Raw genomic sequence first — 25,585 nt, 5'->3', positions numbered from 1 at the left:
GATATTATGAAAAAGATAATTTGTTTTTGCTTATCAGCCTTCCTGCTTGCAGGTACCTTCTGCGGCTGTTCCGACAAAAAGCCCAGGGGCTCCGCTAAGGAGAGCGCTACAGAATCCGCAACAGCAGAGGCAACCACTAACAACGAGCCCGTAGACAACGAGGGAAAGCAGTTCCTCGGTAAATGGGAGTCATACAAGGCTCTTGTAATGGACGTTGAATACGAGACAGAATATGCAGGCTATCCTCTCAGCGCAGTTGCAAAGCTTGAGGTAAATGACGACAAGACCGCTACAATGATAGTCGCTCTCAATCCGCACGGCAAGGAGAATACCTTTAATTTCTCATGGAATATCACCAATATCGACGGCGATGACGTGCTTCATCTGGCAAGTCCCACGGACTTCTACGACTGTACCATAAAACAGGGACAGATGCTTATGAGATACGGCGATTACGACGACGGAACTATCATCTATCTCATGAAGACCAATAAATTCACCGAGATAGAGCGTCCTACAGAGCCGGGACTTGACAAAGCGGATTTCAGCGGCTTCATGGGCAGGTGGGAGGCTGAGGAAGTGACCTCGGACGGCACCGTCTATACCGATAAGCTGGGCGAATACCCCATAAATGCGGCATTCAGGCTCGAAGTCTTCGAGGACAACAATGCGGTAATGTCCATAATCGGCGAGAACTCGTCCTATGAGTGGGAGCCCGACAAAAAGGATCAGCTCTATATGTGGCGTGATTACGAGGGCTTCACCATGAAGATAACCGACGGAAAGCTTTATCTCGACAATGAAAACGGTCTTAAAATAAGGCTCAAAAAAGTCGAGAAATTCTCGGAGTATGACTTCAATGTAACTCCCGAGGATATCCCCGAGGAGGATATTATCCTCAATCCCGAGGAAGAAACAGAAACCACAACATGATAAGCCTTGCGCTGATGCGCAAAGTTCAGAGTTGAGAGTGAAGAGTTTAGAGTTAATGTGTTCGCTCACATTATTTAAATCTTGTCGCTGCAGGCGACTCCATAACTCTCAGCTCTAAACTGAATAATGATCTCAAAAACAAGCGCAAAGTAACCGCAACACTTATATAGAAGCTTACAGTTAATTATGGGGGAAACCTTTCTGAGGAAAGGTTCTCCCCCATACCCCTTTCCAAAGACTTTTATCTGGTTTTTTCGCAGATAGGGCGCTTCTTAAATAAAAAAAGACCTGCAAAAATGCAGATGCGCCCTATCTGTGAAAAAACAAAACGAAAGTTTTAGGGAGAGAGTTTGAGAGAAGCCCCTTTTTCAAAAGGGGTTCTCTCAATAATAATTATAAAACTTCTATATGAGTATCATGGTTATCTTTTGCGCTTGTTTTTTTTGTGGTTTTTTTCAACATTCCCTTTGACATTGAACATCAAGGGTGATATAATAAATTAAGTGTTGATTATTAGCGCAGTTTTCTGCGCTTATCCTATATTGTAAAAAAGGAGAGATCATATGCATAAGGAATTCTTAATGGGCAATGCCGCTATCGCAAGAGGCGCTGTGGCGGCAGGCCTGAACCTTGTTTCGGGCTACCCCGGCACTCCCTCAACGGAAGTCCTCGAAACTACCGCAAAAGTAAACGACGGCTCTATCTATGTTGAATGGTCGGTAAACGAAAAGGCTGCTCTGGAGCTTGGCGCAGGCGCTGCCTACAGCGGCGCACGCTCAATGGTCACCATGAAGCAGGTAGGTCTTAACGTGGCGTCCGATCCGCTTATGAGCCTTGCCTACATCGGCGTAAAGGGCGGCATGGTCATACTTGTTGCCGACGATCCGGGCCCCATATCGTCTCAGACCGAGCAGGATACCCGTCATTTCGCTTCTTTCTCGAAGCTCCCCTGCTTCGATCCGTCGTCCGTACAGGAAGCCTACGACATGATACAGGAGGCTTTTGAGTACTCCGAAAAATACTATACCCCCGTTCTTTTCAGACCTACCACAAGAGTCTGTCACGGCTATGCTTCTATCGAGGTCAAGGACAAGGAGGAGTACAAGGTCAACAAGCCCGAGGGATTCGTAAAGGACTCCTCAAAATGGGTAATTTTCCCACGTCTTTCCTATAACGCCCATATAAATATCGAAGCCAGAAATGTTGAGCTTTCGCAGGTATTCTCCGATTATGAGCGCAATATCATTACCGAGGCTGCCGACAAGAGCTGCCGCAATGGTATTGCTACTCACGGTATAAGCTATACATACACTATGGAGGCTCTCCGCGGGAAGAGCGCACCAAGAGTATTCAAGGTATCTACTCCTTTCCCGTTCCCCGAGCAGGCTGCTGTGAAGTTCTTAGAGGGACTTGACGAGGTGCTCTGTATCGAGGAGCTCGATCCCATAATAGAGCGCGAACTCACCTATATCTGCGGAAAGTATCACCTTAACACAAAGATACTTGGCAAGCTCACCCACCATGTAAAGAACGCAGGCGAGAACACCTGTGCTTCTGTGGCTGCAAATATCGCCGATTTCATGGGCTGGGAGAAGCCTGCCACCGCTGAAATGGAAGCTCCTCCTGCACTTCCTGTAAGACCTCCTGTGCTCTGCGCAGGCTGTCCCCACAGAGCTTCATTCTTCGCCGTAAAGGAAGCAATGAAGGGCAAGAAGTCCGTATTCTGCGGCGATATCGGCTGTTATACTCTCGGAAACGCAATGCCCCTCGATATGGTAGACACCTGCCTCTGCATGGGCGCAGGCGTGAATATAACACAGGGTATCGGCAAGATAGAGCCCGATACAAACTGCTTTGCATTCGTGGGAGACTCCACATTCTTCGCATCAGCTATCACGGGAGCTGTCAACGCCGTATACAATCAGGCGGATATGACTCTGGTAGTGCTGGATAACTCCACAACTGCCATGACAGGTCATCAGCCACACCCAGGCACAGGACGCACCATGATGGGCGAGGTAGTGGAAAAGGTCAGCATACAGGAAGTCCTCAAGGGCGTCGGCGTAAAGACCGTTGAGACCGTAAATCCACTTGAGCTCAGCAAGGCTATTGACACGGTAAAGCGCGTTTCCGCTGAAAAGGGCGTAAAGGCTATCGTGTTCAAGTCACCGTGCGCAGTTCTCATCAAGGGCAACAAGCCCGCCGTTATCGACAGCGCTAAGTGCACATCATGCAAGAAGTGCATAAAGACTCTGGGCTGCCCAGGTATCGTACTCAGGGACGGCAGGGTAACTATAGAAAATTCGCTCTGTACAGGCTGCGGACTCTGTTCGCAGGTATGTCCTTTCGGAGCAATAGGAGGTGGCGAAGATGCAGAGTAATATCCTTATCTGCGGCGTAGGCGGTCAGGGCATAGTCCTTACGTCAAAGCTTATCGCGGCAACTGCCATGGAGCATGATATCCCCGTAATGAGCGCCGAGACTATCGGTATGGCTCAGAAGGGCGGAAGCGTTTTCAGCTTCCTGAGACTGGGCGACGATATCTACTGTCCTATGTTTCCCGAAAAGACCGCTGATATCATCATCGGCTTCGAGCCTGCGGAGGCTGTTCGTATGCTGCCCTATCTTAAGGACGGCGGTCAGGTGGTAGTCAATACCCACCCGATAATGCCCGTAACAGCTACCCTCAGCGGCTCAGATTACACAGGCAGGGAAATGATAGAATACCTCCAGCGCAACGTTAAGAACGTGCTTCTCGTTGACGGCACCAAAGCCTGCGAGGAGATAGGCTCCCCTAAGGTACTTAATATGATAATGCTGGGAGCTTCAGTGCGCAACGACGTGCTGCCTTTCTCAGTGGACGACATAGAGGAGACCATGAAAAAGACAGTAAAGCCCCAGTTTGTAGAGCTAAACAGCAAGGCCCTCAGATACGCTTTATAATTGCGCTATCTTTTGCAGGGAACGTCGCCCCCGCCGTTCCGCCTGCAAGATAAACGTTTATAATGGAACACCGAGGACGGAGTTCCCTACAGAAAACAACGAAAGGAATAAGAAAAATGCAGATATCACAGAAACAGCTTGACCTTGTAAACGACCGTATACGCGCACTCGTTGAGGCAGGCAGTTTTTACGGAAAAAAGCTTGCAGAGGCAGGCATAACACACGTTGATTCACCCGAGGACTTCACAAAGCTCCCGTTCTCCGAGAAAAAGGACCTCCGCGACGCTTATCCTCTGGGACTTATGACAGCTCCCGAAGAGGAGATAGTCCGTATACACTCATCATCGGGAACTACAGGTACTCCTGTAATTATCCCCTATACAGCCAAGGACGTTGACGACTGGGCTATCATGTTCAAGCGCTGCTACGAGACAGCAGGCATCACAAACATGGACAGGATACAGATAACTCCCGGCTACGGACTCTGGACAGCAGGCATCGGCTTCCAGAACGGCGCTGAGAAGCTTGGCGCTATGGTAATACCTATGGGCCCCGGAAATACCGACAAGCAGCTCCAGATGATGCAGGATATGAAGAGCACAGTCCTCTGCTCTACTTCTTCATACGCACTGCTTCTCGCTGAGGAGATAGAAAAGCGCGGTATCAAGGACAAGATACACCTGAAAAAAGGCGTTATCGGCTCTGAGCGCTGGAGCGACAAAATGCGCGAGCGTATCCATAACGAGCTTGGTATCGAGCTCTTTGATATCTACGGACTTACCGAGATATACGGTCCCGGTATCGGTATAAACTGCCCAGGCGAGACTGCTATGCACTATTGGGACGACTTCATCTACATAGAGATAATCGATCCTAAGACAGGCGAGCCTGTTCCCGACGGCGAAATGGGCGAGATAGTCATCACGACTCTCGTCAAGGAGGGCGCTCCCCTTATCCGTTACAGAACTCACGACCTTTCAAGGATAGTCCCCGGCAAGTGCAAGTGCGGACGCTGCTACCCGAGAATAGACGTTATCATGGGACGTACCGACGACATGATGAAGATAAAGGGCGTAAACGTATTCCCAAGCCAGATAGAGGAGGTACTCGCTAACTTTGATGAAATTTCCAGCGAGTATCAGATACGTATCTCTCACCTTGACGGCAAGGACACTATGCGTATCTACGTTGAGTCTACAGGCGATGTGGACTTCGCAACTCTCAGCAAGAAGATAGCCGAAAAGGTAAAGAGCCGTATCGGATTTACTCCTATCGTAAAGGTAGTCGAGATAGGCGTGCTCCCGAGAAGCATGAAGAAAACTGCCAGAGTTATCGACGAGAGATACGACTGATAAAGTCACTGCAGGTACGCTAAAAAACGGTCATAAAGAAGCATTTCTTTATGACCGTTTAAAAATTAAGAAAGAACAAATGTAATTATAACATGAACGTAAACGAATTTATTGCACTTCTCGTTATCGGGCTTATAACAGCCTTTTGCATATGGCTTTACAGGAGACTTCACAAGCCCGATATCACCAAGCTCTACAACGCAAAGACCGTTCTCACCGACCGCGAGTACGAGTTCTACAAAAAGCTCAAGCCCCTCGCTGACGAGTACGGGCTGAGTATCTTCACAAAGGTGCGGCTTGCCGACCTTATCGAGCCAAAGCCAAAAGCCGAGAACCCTTTCTGGATGGAGTGCTTCAACAAGATAAAGGCTAAGCATATCGACTTTGCACTTGCCGACGAGGACACGTCCATAGTGGCGCTTATCGAGCTGGACGACAGCTCCCATGCACGTCCCGACCGCGTGGAGCGCGATGACTTCGTAAATGCGGTGCTGGCGAATACGGGATATACCCTGCTCCGCACATACGGGGAGCTGGACGTTATCGAGGAATACCTTCGGTAATTTAGAACTAAGAGCTAAGAACTAAGATTGTAGGGGCTGATGCCTACATCAGCCCGATAAAATCAATCATAGATCACGGGGCGATGTGGGTGACTCCCTGTAGTACAGGGAGATGTCCGCAGGACAGAGGGTACGGGTGCCTGTTAGGCATCGCCCCCTACAATTCGTTTTTTCGATGTTTTGCGCGGGCGCACAATGTGCGCCCCTACAGCTAAAGGCTAACGACTAAAAAAGGTGCGGAAAGGGGAGCAGCCTAACCATGATACTCATATAGAAGTTTTATAATTATTATTGAGAGAACCCCTTTTGAAAAAGGGGCTTCTCTCAAACTCTCTCCCTAAAACTTTCGTTTTGTTTTTTCACAGATAGGGCGCACCTGCATTTTTGCAGGTCTTTTTTTATTTAAGAAGCGCCCTATCTGTGAAAAAACCAGATAAAAGTCTTTGGAAAGGGGTATGGGGAAGAACCTTTCCTCAGAAAGGTTTCCCCCATAATTAACTGTAAGCTTCTATATAAGTGTTGCGGTTAATCCGCACCTTTTTTTATTTCATCTTTACTGTATAGACCTTGTCTATCCTGTTGTATGCATGAGAATAGCCGCCTGCATAGAAAATTGCTCCGTTATCGTCGGTTATCTCATAGCCGTTTATCTCCTGCACGTCCTGACTTGTTTCGTTAAAGGTCACGCCGTCGGGAGCTTGGCTTATATCGCTGTATGTACCGTCCTCAACTATGGGAAAGGTTATTCCGAGCTCGGGTATCATGCAGTACACAGGCATTCTGAAATCTTTTCCCCTGTTTCCGATGAACAGCATACCGTCAGACATCGCCATATCATTGCCCATATCCGATATATCCATAATGCAGTGCTCCATTTTTTCAAGATTGTAGATATGGAGCTTCACGTTATTGTACAGCAGGGCTATCTTCTCGTCGGCATAGACGATACGTCCTGTAGTAAGAGCCGTACCGATACGGTAATAGTCGTTGACCAATTCATATTTGCGCTTGCCCTCGGGCTTTACGAGATAGGAATATACTCCGTTGAAACGGTCACTTGCCACTATTTTTCCCTCGGGAGCTTCTGTACCGTTCTCTTTCACGAATTCACCCTTTTCGCTGTCGTAAATATATATTACAGTATCCTCATGGCTGACGTTATGATGCTCCTGAAGCAATATATTCCCCGAATAATCCTCGTTGAGCCATATGCCCACATCTATGCCCCTGTCCTCGTAAATCACGGTCTCTTTGCCTGTTTCAAGGTCGAACCGCTTGACCTGCTTCAAGGAGTCGTTTTCATCGTTCTTGTGATATGTATAGAACATAGCTCCGTCGCAGAAATAGCTCATGCTTTCGCAGTATTCATCGGGAGTTTCCGCCGACCAGCTGTATATCTCCTCGGGCTTGCCCCCTGCCATATCATAGCTGTAGAGCTCCCAGTCATATATATTTAAATTATCATACAAGACGTAGATATAGCATTTTCCGTTCCATATACAGCATTTATATGGGGCACCCTTTATTGGCTTATTTACGAAATTCTGCCACCTGAATAAAGGGTGTCCGTTGTACTGCTCTTTGTTGTTGTAGTAGTCCTCGGCGAACTCCTCCTTGTTGCAGACAGGGACTTTCTCGCCGAAGTCAAAGCCGCTGATATCAACGGAGCTTACCTCAACGGGAGGCTCCTTGTCCACTATGTTCACGGAAAGGGTGATGTCCTTGAAATCGGACTCGGCAAACTCCCTGAACACGGGCTTTTCCGTCACATCGGGAGCTTCGCTGTTCTCCTCGCGGTAGTCGCCCCCTGTCTCGCTCTCTGTGGGGACGGGCTGGGGCTTTTTCTTGTCATCGCAGCCCACATTTGCCGATACTGCGGCAATTACAAGAGCCGCCGCAAATGCTCTCAGCTTCCTTTTATCCATTCATTTCATCTCCGTTCACCCAGTATATATTTTCCTCGTAATCATAATTCGTGTAGATTACGTTATTGGTCTCGGGATCTCGTTTCTCTTGTTTGTTCATGGCAATACCCTGCTGAAAACCGAAGCTTCCGTCGCCTCTGTACGCATTGATATAGCTGCTATAGCTCTCATCAATTTTTTCATGGAACTTGTTAAAAGTGAATGTAAGTCCTAATTCGGGCATAATATAGTAAATATTACTTTCGATATTGTTGGCATAGACGAAAATTCCACCCCCGAAATACTGGCTCATAGGCGCTAAGCCCGAACAATCCAACACATAATGCTCCATTTTTGCCATATCGAAGACGTGAACGATATTTTTGTTGCTGAGCTTGACCACCAGTCTGTCATGGTCTGCATAGAGGATATCCAAGCCCGTGATACCCGTACCTACGCGGTATTCGTCGGTAACGACGTCCAATTTGCGCTTGCCCTCGGGCTTTTCCGTATGGGCAGCAAGCTTGCCGTATACACGCGGTAAGTTTTCATACTCGATCCCCGAGTTTATCTCCTCAGGCGTGTATGTTCTTCTCGATATCTCTTTCCATTCGTCCTTATCGGGAAGATATTCGCTTATAACCTTTTCTTCCCCTGTATTCAGATATCTTTTTCCGTCCTTTTCGGGCACTATATCGCCAGACTGCGGCTCATAATCGTCGGGAACTTCCTTTAAAAATGTTTTTGTGCTCATAAAAACTAATTTATCCGAGGAATCCCCCATAAGAGAATGGGAATAGCCTTCAAGATAATGCATTGGTACCAGCTTATCGCCGTCAAGGTACATGAGACCTTTATCCTTTACAGAAAGATATACCTTTCCATTGGGCACAGCGATAGTTTCAACATTAAAGCTTTCCTCGGGATCGGAATGGCGGTATATCTCCGTGGCTTCGCCTGTGAGACCGTCAACGCGGAAGATGGATACCTCATGGTCTCCCCCTGAGCAGTAGGTGTCATAGCCTACAGCGGCGTATATATCGTTTCCGCACTGACGCCAGAATTGAATAGCGCCCTTTGCGGGCACCTTACAGATATTCTCCCATTCCGTCCTGACACTCTCCATATATTCCCTGTATTCATCATCTATATCAGGATCGTCGATGTCGCTGAAATCCGGTTTGTATTTGTCGCGGTACTCGCCCTGCTTGCATGGCGAGATACGCTCGCCGAAGTCCAGCTCGCTGATATTAAGGCTGTGGAGCTTGAACGGCGGCTCCTTGTCGGTCTTGGTGAGGTTTACGTTGATAGTCTTGAAGTCCTCGGCTTGGTATTCGCGGAACTCCGCCTGCTGCTGAACTACGGGCTCGTCCACCGAGCCGTCTGCTTCGGATATAGTTGTATCAGCCTCAACAGGCTTGCTGTCGGACTTTGAGTCCTTTTCCTCGCTGCAGGAAAAACAGCCTGCCATAAGTGTAAGAGCTGCTAATATACTGATGAATTTTTTCATAATACTGCCCCTTTCGGATAGTTATTCTATAATAAGTGATTTCTGAAGGCAAAAAAGACGAAGTTTTTTGTTGTTAAAATAAAAAAATATATCTGTTTTATTTTGCTTAAATATGAATGGGATTCCAAAGGGACTGTGTTCCTTTGGTCAGGTCAAGGGTGACTCCCCACAGGGTGGGGAGATGTCAGCAAAGCTGACAGAGGGTGCCGAGCCCGATTAGGGACGCCCTGCAAGAGAGGGCGTCCCTTAAATAAACACATTAATTACCATTATATTTTACATTTTTTTCGCCAATGTGTCAATGTGCTGCAATTATGGGACGTCGAGGACGCCGTCCCCTACATGGGCTAAGGGCTAAATCCGCCCATATATGGCTATTTTTTCCGTAAACTTGATATTTTTTTTAAGATGTGTTATAATGTGTTTTGGCAAACGTTTAACAATGTCTATAGGAGATGAAATATGAGTACTGAAACTTTAATGAAATACGACTTCCCAGCTGAGAGCTTCAGCGAAGCTCTCCCTATAGGTAACGGACGAATCGGAGCTATGATATATGGCACTCCTGCCAAGGAGTCTATAGTCCTCAACGAGGACTCCATATGGTCAGGCGGTCTGCGCCACAGGATAAATCCCGAGGCAAAGGACGGCTTCATGGAGGCAAGAGCGCTCCTTATGGAGGGCAAGCCCCACGAAGCTGAGGAGGTCGCTCTCAGCAAAATGCAGGGCGTAACTCCCAATATGAGGCGCTATATGCCCCTCGGCGAGCTCCACATCGACCTTGAGCTGGGCGGTAAGGCTCTTAGCTACTCACGAAGCCTCGATATCGGCAGCGCCGTTGCGGACGCTTCATTTACTGCGGCTGATATCGTCTATACCAAGGAATATTTCGTATCAGCACCCGATGAAGTCATGGTAGTGCGTATCTCGGCTTCACAGCCTCAGTCGGTGTCCCTTTCATGCTATATGGACAGCCGCGAGGATAACTTCGACGACAACCGCCCCTGCGGCAGCAATATGATACTCTTTAACGGCGGCACAAACAGCCGCGGCGGTATCCTCTATGCAGCCTGTCTCGGCGCAAATGCTAAAAACGGCGAGGTCAGAACGTCAGGCAGTAAGCTCTGCGTGAAAAATGCAGACGAGGTACTGATAGTCCTCTCTGTACGCACAAGCTTCTATAGCCAGATGTTCGAGGAATCCGCTCAGCTTGACGCGGAAATGGCTATGCAGTGCGACTTCGATGAGCTCTACTACCGACACGTTAACGACTACAGGGAGCTTTTTGACCGCGTGGAGCTCTCTCTCAACGACAACAGCGACAACGAGGAGATAGCCTTCCTCAATACAAACGAGCGTATCGACCGTCTCAAAGGCAACGAGCTGGACAATCTGGACTGCCGCCGCCTTATCAATGATAACAAGCTTTTCGAGCTTTATTTCAACTTCGGAAGATACCTCCTCATATCATGCAGCCGTGCAGGCACTCAGCCTGCAAATCTACAGGGACTGTGGAACGAAATGACAGCTCCCCCAAACGGCAGCCGCTATACTCTCAATCTCAATACCGAGATGAACTACTGGCTTGCTGAAAGCTGCAACCTTTCGGAATGCCATATGCCGCTGTTTGACCTGCTGGAGCGCGTCTGCGGCAACGGCAGAGTCACCGCAAAGGAAATGTACGGCATAAACAAGGGCTTTGTATGCCATAATTCTACGGATATATGGGGAGATACAGCTCCTCAGGACGAGCTTGCCACATCAAGCATATGGCCTATGGGCGGCGCTTGGCTGGCTATCCACATATTCGAGCACTATGAATATACTCTCGACAGGGACTTCCTTGAAGAGAAATACCATATATTAAAGGAAGCGGCGGAGTTCTTCACGGAATACCTCACCGCCGACGAAAAGGGCAGACTGCTGACAGGTCCGTCGGTGTCTCCCGAAAACACCTATATCGACAAAAACGGCACTTCGGCAAGCATATGCATGAGCCCTGCAATGGATTCGCAGATACTCACCGTGCTCTTTGCCGATACCATAAAGGCTGCAAATATCCTCGGAAAAGACGAGGCATTTGCCGCAAAATTAGCGGATATGCTTAGAAAGCTGCCTATGCCGAGCATCGGCAGATACGGTCAGATAATGGAATGGCTGGAGGACTACGACGAGACCGATATAGGTCACAGACATATATCCCAGCTCTTCGCCCTGTATCCCGCAGACCTTATAAATCCCTATAAAACGCCTAAGCTTGCCGACGCGGCAAGAGCTACCCTTGTACGCCGACTTATCAACGGCGGCAGCCACATGGGCTACAGCTGCGCATGGGTGACCAATATGTGGGCGAGACTTTACGACGGCACTATGGTCTCGGAAAACCTCAAACGCATGATATCACATTACTGCAACCCGAATCTCACCGACTCCAAGCCGCCTTTACAGTTAGAGGGCAACTTCGGAGCTACAGCCGCTATAGCAGAGGCTCTTATGCAGAGCTGCGGCGGCGAGATAAATCTGCTGCCTGCACTTCCCGAGGAATGGACTAACGGTCACGTCAAGGGACTCCGTGCAAAGGGCGGCTTCACAGTTGACATATACTGGGCTGAAAGCAGGCTCTGCTATGCCGATATCACATCTGACTTCGGCGGAGAGCTGCGCCTGAGAGCTAACACCGCTGTAAGCGTATCCTGCGGCGGAGAAGCAGTTGACTATGTTATAGAGGACGGCGTTGTCATCATCGCTGCCGAAGAGGGTAAGACATATAATATCAAAGCCTGATAAAACAGGAGGAATAAATGGATATTCGCAAGATAATAGCTCTCGCCTGTGCTGTGGGAGCTGCCGCTTCGGCTTTTGCAGCCTGCGACAAGAAAAACAAAATGACGGCTTCTGTGCCTATAGTGGAGGAAACTACCGCTAAAAAGACCGCAGAGCCAACTACTGCCGTACCTGTTGAGACCTTTCCCGACTATCCCGTGACCTATCCCGAGATAGAAAAGAAAGCCTCTGGCAATCTTTACGAGGCTGAAAAGGCTGAGCTGAAAGGCGGCGCCAAGGCTGCCACAGACCTGCCCGAATTCAGCGGCGACGGCTATGTTACAGGCTTCGGCAGCGAGGGCAAGGCTTCGGTGGTATTCGAGATAGACGTGCCCAGCAATCAGCACTACGACCTTTCCTTCAATATCTCAACGGACAAGGCTGTTACCTGCCGCTTGAAGCTGGGCGACGAGCAGCTCACCGAGTTCAAAACTACCGACAACGGAAAGTTCACTTATATCACCATTTACGGCGTTTTCCTCACAAAGGGCAAGCAAAAACTGGAAATTACTCCCGAAAACGGCGATATGTGCCTTGATTATCTCAAAATCGAGAACAATACCTCCCTCAGCGATATAAGCTACGACGCAAAGGGCGAGCTTGTAAACAAAAAGGCAGGGGAATCCGCAAAGGAGCTCATGTCATTCCTCTCCGAGAACTACGGAAAATATATGATAACAGGTCAGTATGCCTACGGCGGCGACAACTCCGAGCTTGACCTTGTTTACCGCACAACAGGCAAATACCCTGTTATACGCTTCTCGAATTTTGAAGTCCCCGACAACAGCTACGACGCAAGCTTCAAGGAAGTGGACGCGGCTGCGGAATGGTACCTGAACGGCGGTATTTCCTGTGTAAGCTGGTACTGGAAGGCTCCCTCGGAGAAAAAGAGCGCCGTCCGCACAGAGGATACTGATTTCGATATTTCCAAGGCTGTCACCGACAAGGAGATCGCCGAGCTTACGGAGGAAGAGCTCCGCGAGCTCTACAGCAAGGGCGATATTTCCAAGGAATGCTACGGACTTTTACTTGATATAGACAATATGGCAGGTCAGCTCACCTCGCTGAAAAACAGAGGAGTACCCGTGCTGTGGAGACCTCTCCCCGAGGGCTGCGGCGACTGGTACTGGTGGGGCGCAAAGGGCTCTGAGAGCTACAAGTGGCTCTGGAAGCTCATTTACGACCGCTTTACCAAGTATTTCGAGCTGGACAACCTCATCTGGATATGGAACGGTCAGAGCAACACCGCTATGGTTGACAAGCGCACATTCGATATAGCTTCAGTTGACCTTTATTTCAACGGCGAAAAAGACTACGGCAGCCGATTCTATGAGGAATTTGCCGCTGTACAGAAGTTCACGGGCACGGATAAGCTCATCGCTATCAGCGAATGCGGAAGCGTTCCCGATATGGACACGGCTTTCCGCGACAACGCAGTATGGTCATTCTTCGGCGTTTGGTACGGCAAGTACGTTCAGAACGAAAAGGGCGAGTACAACGAGGAATTCACCAGCAAGGACGCTCTTATAAGAGCATACAACTCCGACGGCGCCATGACTCTTGACGAGTATCAGAAAATGCGCGGCATCGAGCCAAAGGAAAAGGAAAAAGAAACGGAGACATCATCAGCTCCGACGACAACCGCAAAATAACGAAAAGAGGTGCGGCATGAACGACGAATTTTCACCACTGCGGCATAATTCTCCGCCGCAGGACGAACTGACCGTGAAAATGCTCCATGAGGTGTCCCGCAACGACCACTCCGCCACGAGCTTCAAGATGTGGGATACGCTGGTGCTTATGCCGTTTTCACGGAATGAGGACATCTTCCTCTTCATGGAGGAGGACTTCGCAATGTTCAGTACGGGCAGCAAGACCTTTTCCGAGCTGAGGATCGAGGCGCAGAAGGCTGCCGAGAAGAAATACGCCCTCAAAAGCAACGTCACCCTTGAAAAGATATACGACATATTCATGAAGATAAGCGGACTCCCTCCGACGGCAAGGGAAAAGCTGATGACAAGGGAATGCGACCTTGTTGAGCATTTCGCCTTTCCGCGAAAAATGGGAAAGCTTCTCTTCGATAAAGCCAAGGACTGCCGCCATAAGGTCATAATCGTTTCGGATTCATACTATCCGAGAGATGTGGTGGTCAAGGTGCTCTGCAACTGCGGATACGGCTCATATGACGCCATAGTTATCCCTGCCGAGCAGAATATCCCCGATTCCGCAGGAAGCGCCTATCTCGACGCCGTTATCAAGAAATCGGGCACAAGTGCAGGGAATATCCTCCATATCGGCGGAAACTTCACCAATGACGTTGAAGCCCCCATTGTCAGGGGTATGCGCTCGCTTATGCTTCAGCCCGTGCTCCAGCTCATGGTAAAGTCGGGCAGGCTCCGCGGCTACGTTGAGGAGGAACACCTCTACGATATCGACGAGGATAAGTTCATGGCGCTGAGATGTGCATTTGCCCTTTATGCCGCCTACGGCTTCGATATACCGCAGACAAAAGCGCCAAAGAGCGACTTCTGCGGCGATGACCACATGATAGGCTTTATAGTGCTGGGACCTCTGGGCTTCATTGAGGACTTTGAGCCCGAAAACGACCAGCAGAAGGCTCTCATCGAGGGCATGAAGAACAATAAGGGCATTATGGACGGAAAAAGGGATTTCGAGGAGATGCTGGACTTCCACTTCGGCGACTTCCTCGGGAAATACGGCGGCGAAGGCTGTCAGCTGCCGCTAAAATTCCTCGAATTGCACAGCTATATCGGCGATAGAAACAAGATAATACCCTATCTTTCCGATAATGTGAAAAAAAAGTGGAGTAAAGCCGCCAGCGAGCCTAAGCTTGCTCCCGTTCATACAGAAACAGTCAAAAAGAACGCTTTGCAGAAGCTTGCCGACAAGCTTTTCCCCGAGGGTACAAGGGTAAGAGAAATGTCGGAGGGCGTCCTTCACAGAAAAAAGCGGAAATAACCGCTTTATTCATAGATTTTCAGTTTTATGCGACAGCGGCTTTCGACGGCGATTTATTACACTTATAATTTGCGGCATTTCCCGAATAAATAACGCAGAAAGTCCTATAATTAGCCGTTGCTGCTCCTTTTGCGATGTGATATCATTGATATTGCGGTCATGAGACTGCCATGCAAAAGGAGGTATAAAATATGAATAACAAGATCAAGGTACTTATCGGCGACGACTCTGCCGAAACAGGCGTGAGCACAGCCAATAAGCTCCGCGAAAAGGGTATGTATGCCTATACAAGGCGCAAGGACTGCGGCGTTATACTGGAATCCATAAAAAAGGATCCCCCCGACGCTGCTGTGCTGGATATATCGTCACAGAACGGCGATATCATATCCCTTATGAAAACTGTACGTGAAATGGGCGTAAAGCCGCCTGTTTTCATCGTCACCTCTGCCTACGACAACGAGTTCATCGAAAAACAGGTCATCGAGAACGGTGCTTCAAAGTTCCTGCTCCGTCCTTGCAGTGCAGACGACCTGTGTGCCGCTATAAACTCCGCACTCGGCGACAGAGCAAGCAGCTTCAGCGACGATATGGAGGTAGTAGTCACCGATATGATACACCAGCTGGGCGTTCCTGCCCATATAAAAGGGTATCACTATCTGAGAACAGCTATACTCTACTCCATAGAGGACAAAACTCTGCTGGACAGCGTTACAAAGCTGCTTTATCCCACTGTGGCAGGTATCTACGATACTACGTCCTCACGCGTTGAACGCGCTATCCGCCACGCTATCGAGATAGCATGGGACAGGGGCAACGTGGATACTCTCAATTCCTTTTTCGGCTACACCGTAGATACGGGAAAGGGAAAGCCCACAAATTCGGAATTTATCGCACTTATCACAGATAAGCTGAGACTGCGCTATAAATCAGCGCTGAGAACCCACTGACGCTGTATAAGCCGTGATGATCCCGAATATCATATTAAAGTAAAAAGCCTCACCCCGACCTACAGCGGAGAAGAGACTCGACATAACAAAAAATAAAAAAGGAGATTTATCATGGCTTTCAAAAAAATCGAGATCAATGAGCTTTCATTCAATCCCTTTGAGAAGATCGGCAAGCAGTGGATGCTTCTCACAGGCGGAAACAAGGATAATTTCAATACCATGACCGCTTCGTGGGGACAGCTTGGCGTTCTCTGGAACAAGAACGTACTTACCTGCTATGTAAGACCTACACGCTATACCTACGGATATATCGAGGATAACGAGTGCTATACGGTATCATTCCTCGGCGAGGAATACAGAAAAGCCCTTTCCTTCTGCGGCTCACATTCGGGCAGAGACTGCGACAAGGCAAAGGAAACAGGTCTCACTCCTGCTGAGATAGACGGCTGTGTGACATTTGCAGAGTCAGAGCTGGTACTTGTATGCCGTAAGCTCTACAGCTACGACTTACAGGAGAGCGGCTTCATCACAGACGACGGTATCCCTGAGAAGTTCTTCAACGGCGACGCTTATCACCGCGCTTACATCTCAGAGATAGTCGGAGTATACGTAAAGGAATAAAACACTGTTTTAAAGGAGAGGTCGAATGAAAAGCAACGATATTTTCAAAAGCATCGCAAAACAGAATGGCGTAAGTGAAGAGGAAGTAAAGCGCGAGATAGAGAAATCAATTGCAGAAGCCTGCAAGAACCCCAACGCACCTATCAATAATATCGGCAAGGGAAAAGTCCCTACTCCCGAAGAAGTTATGGAGCACGTTCTCCGCGAAGTCGCTAAATCTAAGATGAGCTAAGAAAAATGCGTGATAAACAAAGTTTATCACGCATTTTTAGTGATTAGTTGTTAGTTATTAGTGATTAGAAGCTGTAGTGGTGCCAAAATGGCGCCACTACAATGATTTATCAGGAACTCACGGGCGAGCGGAACTCGCCCCTACATGATTAATGACTAATCACTAATAACTGATAAAAAAACGTCCCCTTGCAGACCGTGAGTCGTCCGCAAGGGGTTTTTGATTCTTATATTAAAGAGACCGATTACTCAGCAGAGTTGAGCTTCTTAGCGAGCTGTGACTTCTTTCTTGCAGCCTTATTCTTGTGCATAAGACCCTTTGCGCAAGCCTGGTCAACTCTCTTGATAGCAACCTTGATAGCCTCTGCCTTATCAGCAGAACCTGTTGCTACAGCAGCGTCAGCCTTCTTGAGGATAGTCTTGAGATTAGACTTTCTTGCCTTGTTAGCAGCAGCCTTTGTTGCATTAACCTTTACTCTCTTCTTAGCAGACTTAATGTTTGGCATTTTGTTACACCTCCTTGGATAATGCAGACTGTATATTCGTCCGCATCTTACAGATAATAGGAGCAAACACGGGTTCGTTCACTCCCGACAGCTGCAACGCACAGCTGCCATACTGAGACAAATATAATTATAGCATTTTTCCACATTGTTTTCAATAGTTAAAAGTGAAATTATCCTTAGAAATATTTTCCACAATTAAAGCAATATGCACAATATGGAGGAAATCATGGAAATACGCACAGATTTAGCGCTTGAAAGCTTCTCTGCCGACAGTCTTCCCGAAAACGTTCACATCTATACTCGGGGAGAAGCCTTCGACATTACGGAGATCATCATCGACGACGACAGCTGCCTTGACGCTATCGGCAAGGGCAGGGGGCGCTACATCACCCTTGAGGGTAGCAGTTTGAGCCGATTTTCCGACAATTATCAGCTCATGGCTCAGGAGCTTTCGCAGGAGCTCGCCGCACTTCTGCCCGAGGGGGAGGTCCTTGTAGTGGGGCTTGGCAACAACGATATAACTCCCGACGCCATAGGTCCGCAGACTGCCGCAAAGGTGCTTGCTACGCGGCATCTGCGCGGTGAGCTTGACAGCGGCGAGGAGCACTTCCTCACATCCCTGCGCCCTGTCAGCGCCTTTGCAGGGGGAGTCATGGGACAGACGGGTATCGAGACTGCGGAGATAGTCCGCGCAATATCGGCGGAGCTCCGCCCTGCCGCCATAATCGCCATTGACGCCCTCGCCTGCACGGATATTAGCCGTCTCGGCACCACGATACAGCTCACGGACACGGGAATTTCCCCGGGGAGCGGCGTTTCCAACCGTCGGCAGGAGCTCTCGGAGAAGCTTTTCCACATTCCCGTCATAGCTGTGGGAGTCCCCACAGTTGTGGATATGCATACCATAGTGAGAAGCCTCACGGGAAAAAGCATAAACGGGGAGCTGCCCAACATGATGGTAACTCCCCGTGATATAGACCGACTGACCGAAAGAGCCTCTCAGCTCCTTGCATTCGGGATAAATCTCGCATTGCAGCCGACTCTCAGCTTTGAGGACGTAAGAGGGCTGTTTTAATTCATAATTATTGTAGGGGCGAGTTCCGCTCGCCCGTTATTTTTGCCGCATTTACGGAACGCCGAATGCGGCGTTCCCTACAAATAACCTACACAACATATAATCGACGGGCGGATAATATCCGCCCCTACAGATTTGATTCGTTCCGCATATAATATACAATGTGCCGTAAGCGATGTACAGGTAACGTTTTTGGAAAAAGTGAGCGAGTTTACGAGCGACAACGTGGTAAGGCAGCGCGGGCTCCGCGCCGAGCGACAACGTGGCAAGGCAGCGCGGGCTCCGCGCCGAGCGGCAACGTGGCTGCGGTCGAGCTGGCTCAGCTCGCGTGGCAAGGTTGTGCGGGCTCCGCGCTACCACATGAATTCAACATCGGGAGCTTTTACCATGTTTATCTCGGGCTCGGGCTCTGTTTGGAGCTTGTCCTCTTTTTCAAGAGCCTTTGCAAGCTCCTCAATTTCAACAATTTCGTGGAAATAGTCGTTTACAGGCTGCAGCGCCTTGAACACCTCGGCGGTGTGCTCGGCTATTTTTCGGGAGAAAAGCTCCGCTGGCTCGCTGACCTTTGTGTAAAGGCTCAGCCCTTTTTTAATAAAGAAGCGCTCAAGCTCGGGTACGGGACAGGACTTTTTCCGCTTGTACTCGTCACCGCCGAGAGTAAGTCCGTAGTTTTCAACAAGTTCATCTACCATGTTGATAAACGGCTCCGATTCTTCAAGAAGTCCGCTGCGGAAACGCTCCATAACGGCGGCTTCGGGCTTGGAGATACGGAAACCGAACTCTGCCCCCTCGGGAGAAAGCTCGAAATACAGGGTGGGAGTCTTGTTCCAGTACCATGCGTCATAGCGGACATATATCCACATGGTATCGCGGTAGTGGAGATAGGGCGCGAAATTCTCGTCGCGATATATCCTGCCAACCTTGTACATCATGCCGTCGACATCGGCAAAGGGCGCGAAAAGCTCCTCACCGAGAGCCTTCATGGGCTCGAATATCTTCTCGGTGTATATCTTTTTCCGCGGCTCGAACCAGTCCTTATTGTTGTTGTGTCTTATGCCAAGCAGGAATTCCAGAGCTTCCTGTGAAAAACCTTGAAACATTGTCTTCTCCTTTATTAATATTTGCTGAACCTATGAACGGGATTCCAAAGGGACTGTGTTCCTTTGGCGGAGTCCAGAGGCAGCGCCTCTGGTGGGATTGGGCAAAGCCCAAAAGACGTAAGGCGCTCCGCAAGGGTGAATTTCAAAAACAGTCCAGTGGACTGTTTTGGGAAGAGGGACGCCCTGCAAGAGAGGGCGTTCCCTTAACGGGACGCCGAGGGCGGCGTCCCTTACAAGTTGTAATGCTATTCGCGGGCGGATAATATCCGCCCATACAATATGATACCCTATATTTACGGGGACGTCAAGCGGTTTTTTCTGGATATTCAGTACACCTTTTGTGCACAGAACGTTTCATTTATTGCTGACTTTTTCATAATTTATTCAAAATTTGCGCTGTTAGTTGACTTCCTTTGGTGATAATGATATACTGAAATTGCCAGATATCCCGATATATTGAACTTTAAGTTCATTTTCCACATTTTTCATTTTCAGTTTACTTTAAGATTATTTTAAGACTATTTATTTATTATCTACTTAAAGATTAATCGAAAAATCGGGCGGTATCACGCTCAAAAACATGAAAAATCATTATGGAGGGACGTATTATGTTCAAGAAATCAGCTATGCGTACAGGCGCAGGTATCATGAGCCTTGCTATGCTCCTCGGCACAGCAGGTCTTATGCCTGCAAGTCAGGCTGCTGCGGCAGGCACTGTTACTATCAACGAAGTTTGTCCAAAGAACGATTCATATGCTGCACGCGACGGCGGCACATATGACTGGATAGAGCTCTACAACGGCTCGGGCAGCGCTGTAGACATCAGCGGCTGGGGTATCACAGACAAGGCGGAGACACCCTATCGCTTCACTATCCCCGAGGGCACTACTCTTCAGGCAGGCGGCAGAAAGATAATCTTCTGCGACGGCACAGCAGGCGAGACCAACAAGGAGATAGCTCCTTTCGGTCTTTCAACCAGCGGCGAGACTCTCACACTTACCGATAAAGCAGGCAATATAGCTTCACAGGTAACATTCGGCGATATGGCTAAGGATACCTCATATGGTCAGTATCCCGACGGCAGCGGCGAGTTCTATGTGCTGGCAGGCACTCCAAACGCTGAAAACAAGGCTCCCGAGGGCTCAAACGCTGTAAGAACTCCCTCTTTCTCAGCAGAGAGCGGATTCTATGACAACGGCTTCTCACTCTCTATAGAAGTACCGCAGGGCACTACAGTTTACTATACAACAGACGGAAGCGATCCTACAGCTTCCTCAGAAAAGTATTCCTCTCCTCTTACAATAAAGGATATGACAAGCGAGCCCAACAAATACAGCGCAAGAACTGATATCACAGCTTATACAGATATCCTCGCTCCCGATGAGGGCGTTCTCAAGGCTGCTGTAGTCCGCGCTGTAGCTGTTGACTCGCAGGGCAGAGCAAGCGATATCATCACAAAGACATACTTCGTTGGCTCAGCTAACGTTGAAAGATACAAGAAGATGAAGGTCATCTCACTGGTTACAGATCCCGATAACCTCTTCGATTACGACAAGGGTATCTATGTACTGGGCAAGGTTTACGACCAGGGCGGCGGAGGCATGACCTTCCCCGGCATGGGCAACTGGGGCAACCCGGGACAGGGACAGCCTGCTCAGGGACAGAACGGACAGCAGCAGGGCGGCTTCAACATGGGCAACTGGAACATGGGCGGTCAGCAGCAGGGCAACGGTCAGCAGGGCGGCTTCAATATGGGCGATATACAGCTCGGCGGCGCCGGCGGTCCTGTAGTCAATGCAGATGAAGATACACAGCAAGGAGGCGCTCAGCAGGGCGGCTGGAACATGGGCGGTCAGAACGGCGGATTTGACTGGAGCCAGTTCGGCGGCGCAGCTGGCGGTGACGGTGCAGCAGCAGGCGGTGCAGGCGGATTTGACTGGAGTCAGTTCGGCGGCGCAGCTGGCGGCGACGGTGCAGCAGCAGGCGGTGCAGCAGCAGGCGGTGCAGGCGGATTTGACTGGAGCCAGTTCGGCGGCGCAGCTGGCGGCGACGGTCAGCAGGGCGGCGCTGGCGGATTTGGCGGCATGGGCGGCTTCGGCGGCGGCGGAATGGGAGATTTCGCATTCATGTCGCAGGCTAACTACAACCAGAAGGGCTCAGAATGGGAGCGTCCTGCCAATATCGAGATATTCGAAAACGGCAAGAGCGTTGTTTCCCAGAACGTCGGCATCAGAACCAAGGGCGCAGCTTCCCGTGCATGGGCTCAGAAGAGCTTCAACATCTTCGCTCGTCAGGACTACGGCAAGAGCAGTGTTGAGTATGACCTCTTCGAGGGCAAATCAACCAAGGAAAAGAATAACAAGGTCATCGACACATTCGACGGCTTCACTATAAGAAACGGCGGAAACGACAACATGGCTGGCTTCTTCCGTGACTCAGTGAACCAGTCTCTCGTTGGCGACAGAGATATGGCTACTCAGGCTACAAGCGAGTGCATACTCTTCATCGACGGCGAATTCTGGGGCATCTATCAGCTCATGGAGAAGTACAACACAGATTACTTCAAGTCACATTACGGTATCAAGAAGAACGACGTTTCCTTCATCAAGAACGGTTCTCTTGAGGACGGCAACGATCAGGATCTCACCGAGTGGAACAGCCTCCTCAGCCAGATTTCAAGCGCTGATATGACAAGCGGCGCAGCTTATCAGCAGATAGCTGAAAAGCTCGATATCCAGAGCTTTATCGACTACTTCGCAGCTCAGATATACTGGGCTAACAAGGACTGGCCAAGCAACAACACAGGCGTATGGCGTGCAAATACAGTCGATCCCGAGAATCCTTACGCAGACGGCAAATGGCGCATGGTGCTCTTTGATACAGAGTATGCTGCAAATCTTGCAGACAAGGTAAACGAAACAGGTCCTACCTACAACAGCTTCAGCCAGTTCGGCGGCGGCGGCGGTATGGGAGGCTGGGGCGGCTTCATGGGAGGCGGCGCATCTCTCAGCGGAGCTTTCACAAACCTCATGAAGAACGCTGAATTCAAGAAGCAGTTCGAGCTCAGCTTCATGGATATGGCTAACTATAACTTCGATACCAAGAAGACTACAGAAGCTATCAACTACTACAAGGGCTTCAAGCAGCAGATACTTGATACATACAAGCGTTTCCCGTCATCCAAGCACACTCACAATGAGTCTACTTTCGATCAGGATTATCAGCTCCTCGAAACATTCTACAATACAAGATACAGCAACGTTACAAGCCAGATGAAGAGCTACATGGGCCTCACAGGCAGTCTTGCAAGCGTATCAGTAAGCAACGACGGCAGCAAGGGCTCTGTAAAGTTCAATACTATTAAGCTTGACGATTCTCTCAGCACATGGAGCGGAAAGTACTTCACAGACTATCCTGTAACCGTAAAGGCTACAGCCAAGGAAGGCTACAGCTTCGACCACTGGGAGGTAACAGGCGCTACAGTAAGCGATACTTCATCAGACGAGATAACAGTTCCCGTAAGCGAGGGCGTATCTATCAAGGCTGTATACAAAGAGGGCGGCGCTCCTGCAATCACAACAACAAAGCCTGTAACTACTACAACTACTTCCAAGACAACAACCACATCAGTACAGGTAACATTCACTACAACAAAGTCAGGCGATACTAAGGTAACAAAGTACGGCGACGCTAACAACGACGGCAGTGTTGACCTTTCAGACGCAGTTATCATCATGCAGAGCCTTGCTAACCCCAATAAGTTCGGCATAAACGGTTCAGATTCCCACCACATCACCGATATCGGATATGCAAACGCTGATGTAGCAGGAAACAATGACGGTGTTACTACAGAGGACGCACTGGCTATACAGAAATATCTCCTCGGTCTTGTAAAGAATCTCCCAACTAAGTAATCTTCTATACCATCTTCATAAAAAAAACAGCGAAGAATCACTCTTCGCTGTTTTTTTACGATGTATACTTCATTATATATTGACAATAATAGAAATGTGGTGTAAATATCAATGAAAAGATATGATGTACTCCATGCGAGTTACACCAACAAAGAGCCGGAGGGTGCGACCTCCGGCTCTTTGTGCTTATGCCTTGACTTCCGTGTAATAATATACTGCAAGCTGTGTCCTGTCGCGGAGCTCCAGCTTATCGAGGAGATTGCTGATATAGTTTCGGATAGTTCCCTCGCCGAGGAATATCTTCTCGGATATCTCCTTATTGCTGAGACCTAACGCCACAAGCTCCATTATCTCGCGCTCCTTGTCGCTTATGCCGTGAGCAGCAAAGTCGAACTTCTTGGGTACTGTCAGCTCGGGGAGCTTATTTATTATCTTGTCGCCGAATATGCTCTGTCCGCGCATTACCGCGTCAAGGGCAGGAGCTATTCCGTCGAAGTCCTGCTTGAGTATGTAGCCCTTTGCACCCATATTCAGCGCCTTTACTATGTATTCGTCGTCGGAAAATGTGGTGAGGTAGAGTATCTTAGCCTCGGGAGCTTCTTTCAGTATGACCTCGCCTGCTTCGATACCCGTCATGCCCTCCATGCGGATATCCATGAGCATTATATCGGGACAGTGCTGACGGTAGAGCTCTATTGCCTCCTCGCCGCTTGAACCCATAGCGGCAACTGTAATACTGCCCGTGCTTTCAAGAATTGTTTTCAGCGACAGCGCTACAAGCTTGTCGTCGTCTATCACTACTATATTCATAATTTCTCCTTTTATGTAATAACTTAATGAACCCATGAACGGGATTCCAAAGGGACTGTGTTCCTTTGGCAGAGTGACTCCACATAAGATGGGGAGATGTCCGAAGGACAGAGGGGACGGACCCGATTAGGGGACCCTGCAAGATAGGGCGTCCCTTAATGGGCTGTCGAGGACGCCAGCCCCTACAAAATCTACTGCTTCGGAATCGAAACAAAAATTTTAAATCCTTCGGCAGAAGGCGTAAAGCTTATCCTGCCTTTCAGCGCCTCCACACGGTCATGCATATTCTTCAAGCCTATGCCGCTTTCCTTTATCTCCGAGCAGCTGCCGTTGTCCTCCAGCATAAGCTGATAGAACGCAGGGTGCTCGCGGACGATAATGCTTATCTTATCTCCTGCGGAGTGCTTCACCGCATTGGACAGCCCCTCCTTGATAACGCCTATCATGCAAAGCTTCACATTGCCTGCCATGTACTCGCTTACGTCGCAGTCCAGCGTAACTGTGAACCTGCTGTCAACAGTTTTGATACTGTCCTCGATGACCTTTTTCAGGTCTATTGAATCGTCATGGAGGTCGTGTACGCTCTCGCGGATACTGGTCATGGCGCTGTCGAGAGTGGCTTTCAGACTCTCCAACGGCTCGCGGAGCTGCTCGTCCTTGTTGATGACGATGAGAGCTCCAGACTGCAAAAGAGAGCGCGTGAGCATATGTCCCACATTGTCGTGTATCTCACGGGCGATACGGTTGCGCTCCTTTAGTGTGGCAAGATGTATCTCGTTGTCCTGAGCCTGCGCAAGTCGGAGGTTTTGCTCGCCCAGCTGTCGGTTCTTTCCTGCTATCTCATCACGGAGCAGTGTGAGTTTCGTGACGGTCTGTTCAAGTCCCGAAACACGAAGATATATTATAACGGTAACTGCTATAGCTGCTGCGGTCATGGCTATCTGAAGTATCTTCATATCGCCGATATTTATCAAAACTGCCGCCGCAGGCAGCACCAGCCACCATTTTTTCTCCCACAATGCGTCGTACAGCATCAGCGGTATCATACATAGGAACAGCGGAAATACTCCGCAAGCCAACGAACAGGCGACTATGATAATTGAAGCTTCCGCTTTGCCCGTCAGGAGCTGCGCAGCCGCAGAAGCCGTGACTGCCGTTATGACCACGATAACAGGCTCAATGAAGCTGTCGCTCATAGCAAGGCTCATCATGCACAAAAGAAGTATTGCAAGTTTGTCGATAAGTCTGTTCAATCTCACACCGCCTTTCTGATTTGATAAATGCTTTGCATCAATTATAGCATAAAAGCGAAGCTTTATGCTATAATCGCCCGATTGCAGGGAGCAAATCTATGATTTGCGTATCTGCAAGGGC

The 25,585-nt window shown here is 49.2% G+C and carries 19 protein-coding genes; 13 read left to right on the top strand and 6 right to left on the bottom strand.

All coding sequences use genetic code 11. The features are described 5' to 3' along the window. Positions 1-6 precede the first annotated feature (6 nt). The 5 genes from BT105_RS05125 (at position 7) to BT105_RS05105 (ending at position 5,791) form a co-directional block, all read left to right on the top strand. Positions 7-933: a hypothetical protein gene (locus tag BT105_RS05125; RefSeq protein ID WP_072299748.1), complete on the top strand. Its 927-nt coding sequence runs from the start codon at positions 7-9 to the stop codon at positions 931-933. Positions 934-1,496: 563 nt separating this feature from the next. Next, positions 1,497-3,314, top strand: coding sequence for an indolepyruvate ferredoxin oxidoreductase subunit alpha (gene iorA / locus BT105_RS05120; RefSeq protein ID WP_072299747.1), 1,818 nt, complete (start codon positions 1,497-1,499; stop codon positions 3,312-3,314). Next, positions 3,304-3,876: an indolepyruvate oxidoreductase subunit beta gene (locus tag BT105_RS05115; RefSeq protein ID WP_072299746.1), complete on the top strand. Its 573-nt coding sequence runs from the start codon at positions 3,304-3,306 to the stop codon at positions 3,874-3,876. Before iorA ends, BT105_RS05115 begins: the two co-directional genes overlap by 11 nt. Before the next feature lie 116 nt (positions 3,877-3,992). Continuing rightward, positions 3,993-5,228: a phenylacetate--CoA ligase family protein gene (locus tag BT105_RS05110; protein WP_072299745.1), complete on the top strand. Its 1,236-nt coding sequence runs from the start codon at positions 3,993-3,995 to the stop codon at positions 5,226-5,228. 92 nt (positions 5,229-5,320) lie between these two features. Beyond that, positions 5,321-5,791: a DUF2726 domain-containing protein gene (locus BT105_RS05105; RefSeq protein ID WP_072299744.1), complete on the top strand. Its 471-nt coding sequence runs from the start codon at positions 5,321-5,323 to the stop codon at positions 5,789-5,791. Positions 5,792-6,333: 542 nt separating this feature from the next. Here BT105_RS05105 and BT105_RS05100 read toward each other — a convergent pair. Next, positions 6,334-7,716, bottom strand: coding sequence for a hypothetical protein (locus tag BT105_RS05100; RefSeq protein WP_072299743.1), 1,383 nt, complete (start codon positions 7,714-7,716; stop codon positions 6,334-6,336). Then, positions 7,709-9,205, bottom strand: a complete 1,497-nt coding sequence (locus tag BT105_RS05095) for a hypothetical protein (protein ID WP_072299742.1) — start codon at positions 9,203-9,205, stop codon at positions 7,709-7,711. Before BT105_RS05095 ends, BT105_RS05100 begins: the two co-directional genes overlap by 8 nt. A gap of 462 nt (positions 9,206-9,667) precedes the next feature. On the opposite strand from BT105_RS05095, the gene BT105_RS05090 reads away from it, so the two are divergent. From BT105_RS05090 to BT105_RS05065, 6 genes are all read left to right on the top strand, one after another. Continuing rightward, positions 9,668-11,989 (top strand): glycoside hydrolase family 95 protein, encoded by a 2,322-nt coding sequence (locus BT105_RS05090; protein WP_072299741.1) that lies wholly within the window; start codon positions 9,668-9,670, stop codon positions 11,987-11,989. A gap of 17 nt (positions 11,990-12,006) precedes the next feature. Further along, positions 12,007-13,680, top strand: coding sequence for a glycosyl hydrolase (locus BT105_RS05085; protein WP_072299740.1), 1,674 nt, complete (start codon positions 12,007-12,009; stop codon positions 13,678-13,680). A 16-nt stretch (positions 13,681-13,696) separates the two neighbouring features. Further along, positions 13,697-15,007, top strand: a complete 1,311-nt coding sequence (locus BT105_RS05080) for a hypothetical protein (RefSeq protein ID WP_072299739.1) — start codon at positions 13,697-13,699, stop codon at positions 15,005-15,007. Between the two features lie 191 nt (positions 15,008-15,198). Continuing rightward, positions 15,199-15,954: a sporulation transcription factor Spo0A gene (gene spo0A / locus BT105_RS05075; protein WP_028513925.1), complete on the top strand. Its 756-nt coding sequence runs from the start codon at positions 15,199-15,201 to the stop codon at positions 15,952-15,954. 111 nt (positions 15,955-16,065) lie between these two features. Continuing rightward, positions 16,066-16,575 carry a flavin reductase family protein gene (locus BT105_RS05070; protein ID WP_072299738.1) on the top strand — a complete coding sequence of 170 codons (510 nt, stop codon included), beginning with the start codon at positions 16,066-16,068 and terminating at the stop codon, positions 16,573-16,575. A gap of 25 nt (positions 16,576-16,600) precedes the next feature. After that, complete coding sequence (locus BT105_RS05065; protein WP_072299737.1) at positions 16,601-16,807, top strand: hypothetical protein; 207 nt, start codon at positions 16,601-16,603, stop codon at positions 16,805-16,807. Positions 16,808-17,051: 244 nt separating this feature from the next. Here BT105_RS05065 and rpsT read toward each other — a convergent pair whose 3' ends face one another. Continuing rightward, positions 17,052-17,312: a 30S ribosomal protein S20 gene (gene rpsT / locus BT105_RS05060; protein ID WP_028513928.1), complete on the bottom strand. Its 261-nt coding sequence runs from the start codon at positions 17,310-17,312 to the stop codon at positions 17,052-17,054. A gap of 226 nt (positions 17,313-17,538) precedes the next feature. Between rpsT and gpr the strand changes: the two genes are divergently transcribed. Further along, a complete protein-coding gene (gene gpr / locus BT105_RS05055) occupies positions 17,539-18,387 on the top strand; it encodes a GPR endopeptidase (protein ID WP_072299736.1) in 849 nt (282 codons plus the stop codon). 353 nt (positions 18,388-18,740) lie between these two features. Here the strand turns inward: gpr and BT105_RS05050 are convergent, their stop codons facing one another. Then, on the bottom strand, positions 18,741-19,487 hold the full coding sequence (locus BT105_RS05050; protein ID WP_072299735.1) for a DUF2461 family protein: 747 nt from the start codon (positions 19,485-19,487) through the stop codon (positions 18,741-18,743). A gap of 608 nt (positions 19,488-20,095) precedes the next feature. On the opposite strand from BT105_RS05050, the gene BT105_RS05045 reads away from it, so the two are divergent. Then, positions 20,096-23,401, top strand: a complete 3,306-nt coding sequence (locus tag BT105_RS05045; protein WP_072299734.1) for a CotH kinase family protein — start codon at positions 20,096-20,098, stop codon at positions 23,399-23,401. A 186-nt stretch (positions 23,402-23,587) separates the two neighbouring features. Here the strand turns inward: BT105_RS05045 and BT105_RS05040 are convergent, their stop codons facing one another. Both BT105_RS05040 and BT105_RS05035 read right to left on the bottom strand, forming a co-directional pair. After that, positions 23,588-24,211, bottom strand: coding sequence for a response regulator transcription factor (locus BT105_RS05040; RefSeq protein ID WP_072299733.1), 624 nt, complete (start codon positions 24,209-24,211; stop codon positions 23,588-23,590). A gap of 191 nt (positions 24,212-24,402) precedes the next feature. Next, positions 24,403-25,464 (bottom strand): sensor histidine kinase, encoded by a 1,062-nt coding sequence (locus BT105_RS05035; RefSeq protein WP_072299732.1) that lies wholly within the window; start codon positions 25,462-25,464, stop codon positions 24,403-24,405. Positions 25,465-25,585 lie beyond the last annotated feature (121 nt).

Origin of the sequence: Ruminococcus flavefaciens (genome assembly GCF_900119075.1) — a bacterium.
Lineage (GTDB): Bacteria > Bacillota > Clostridia > Oscillospirales > Ruminococcaceae > Ruminococcus > Ruminococcus flavefaciens_Q.
The sequence above is the reverse complement of the archived record's forward strand: the minus strand, read 5'-3'. Positions and strand labels throughout refer to the sequence as shown.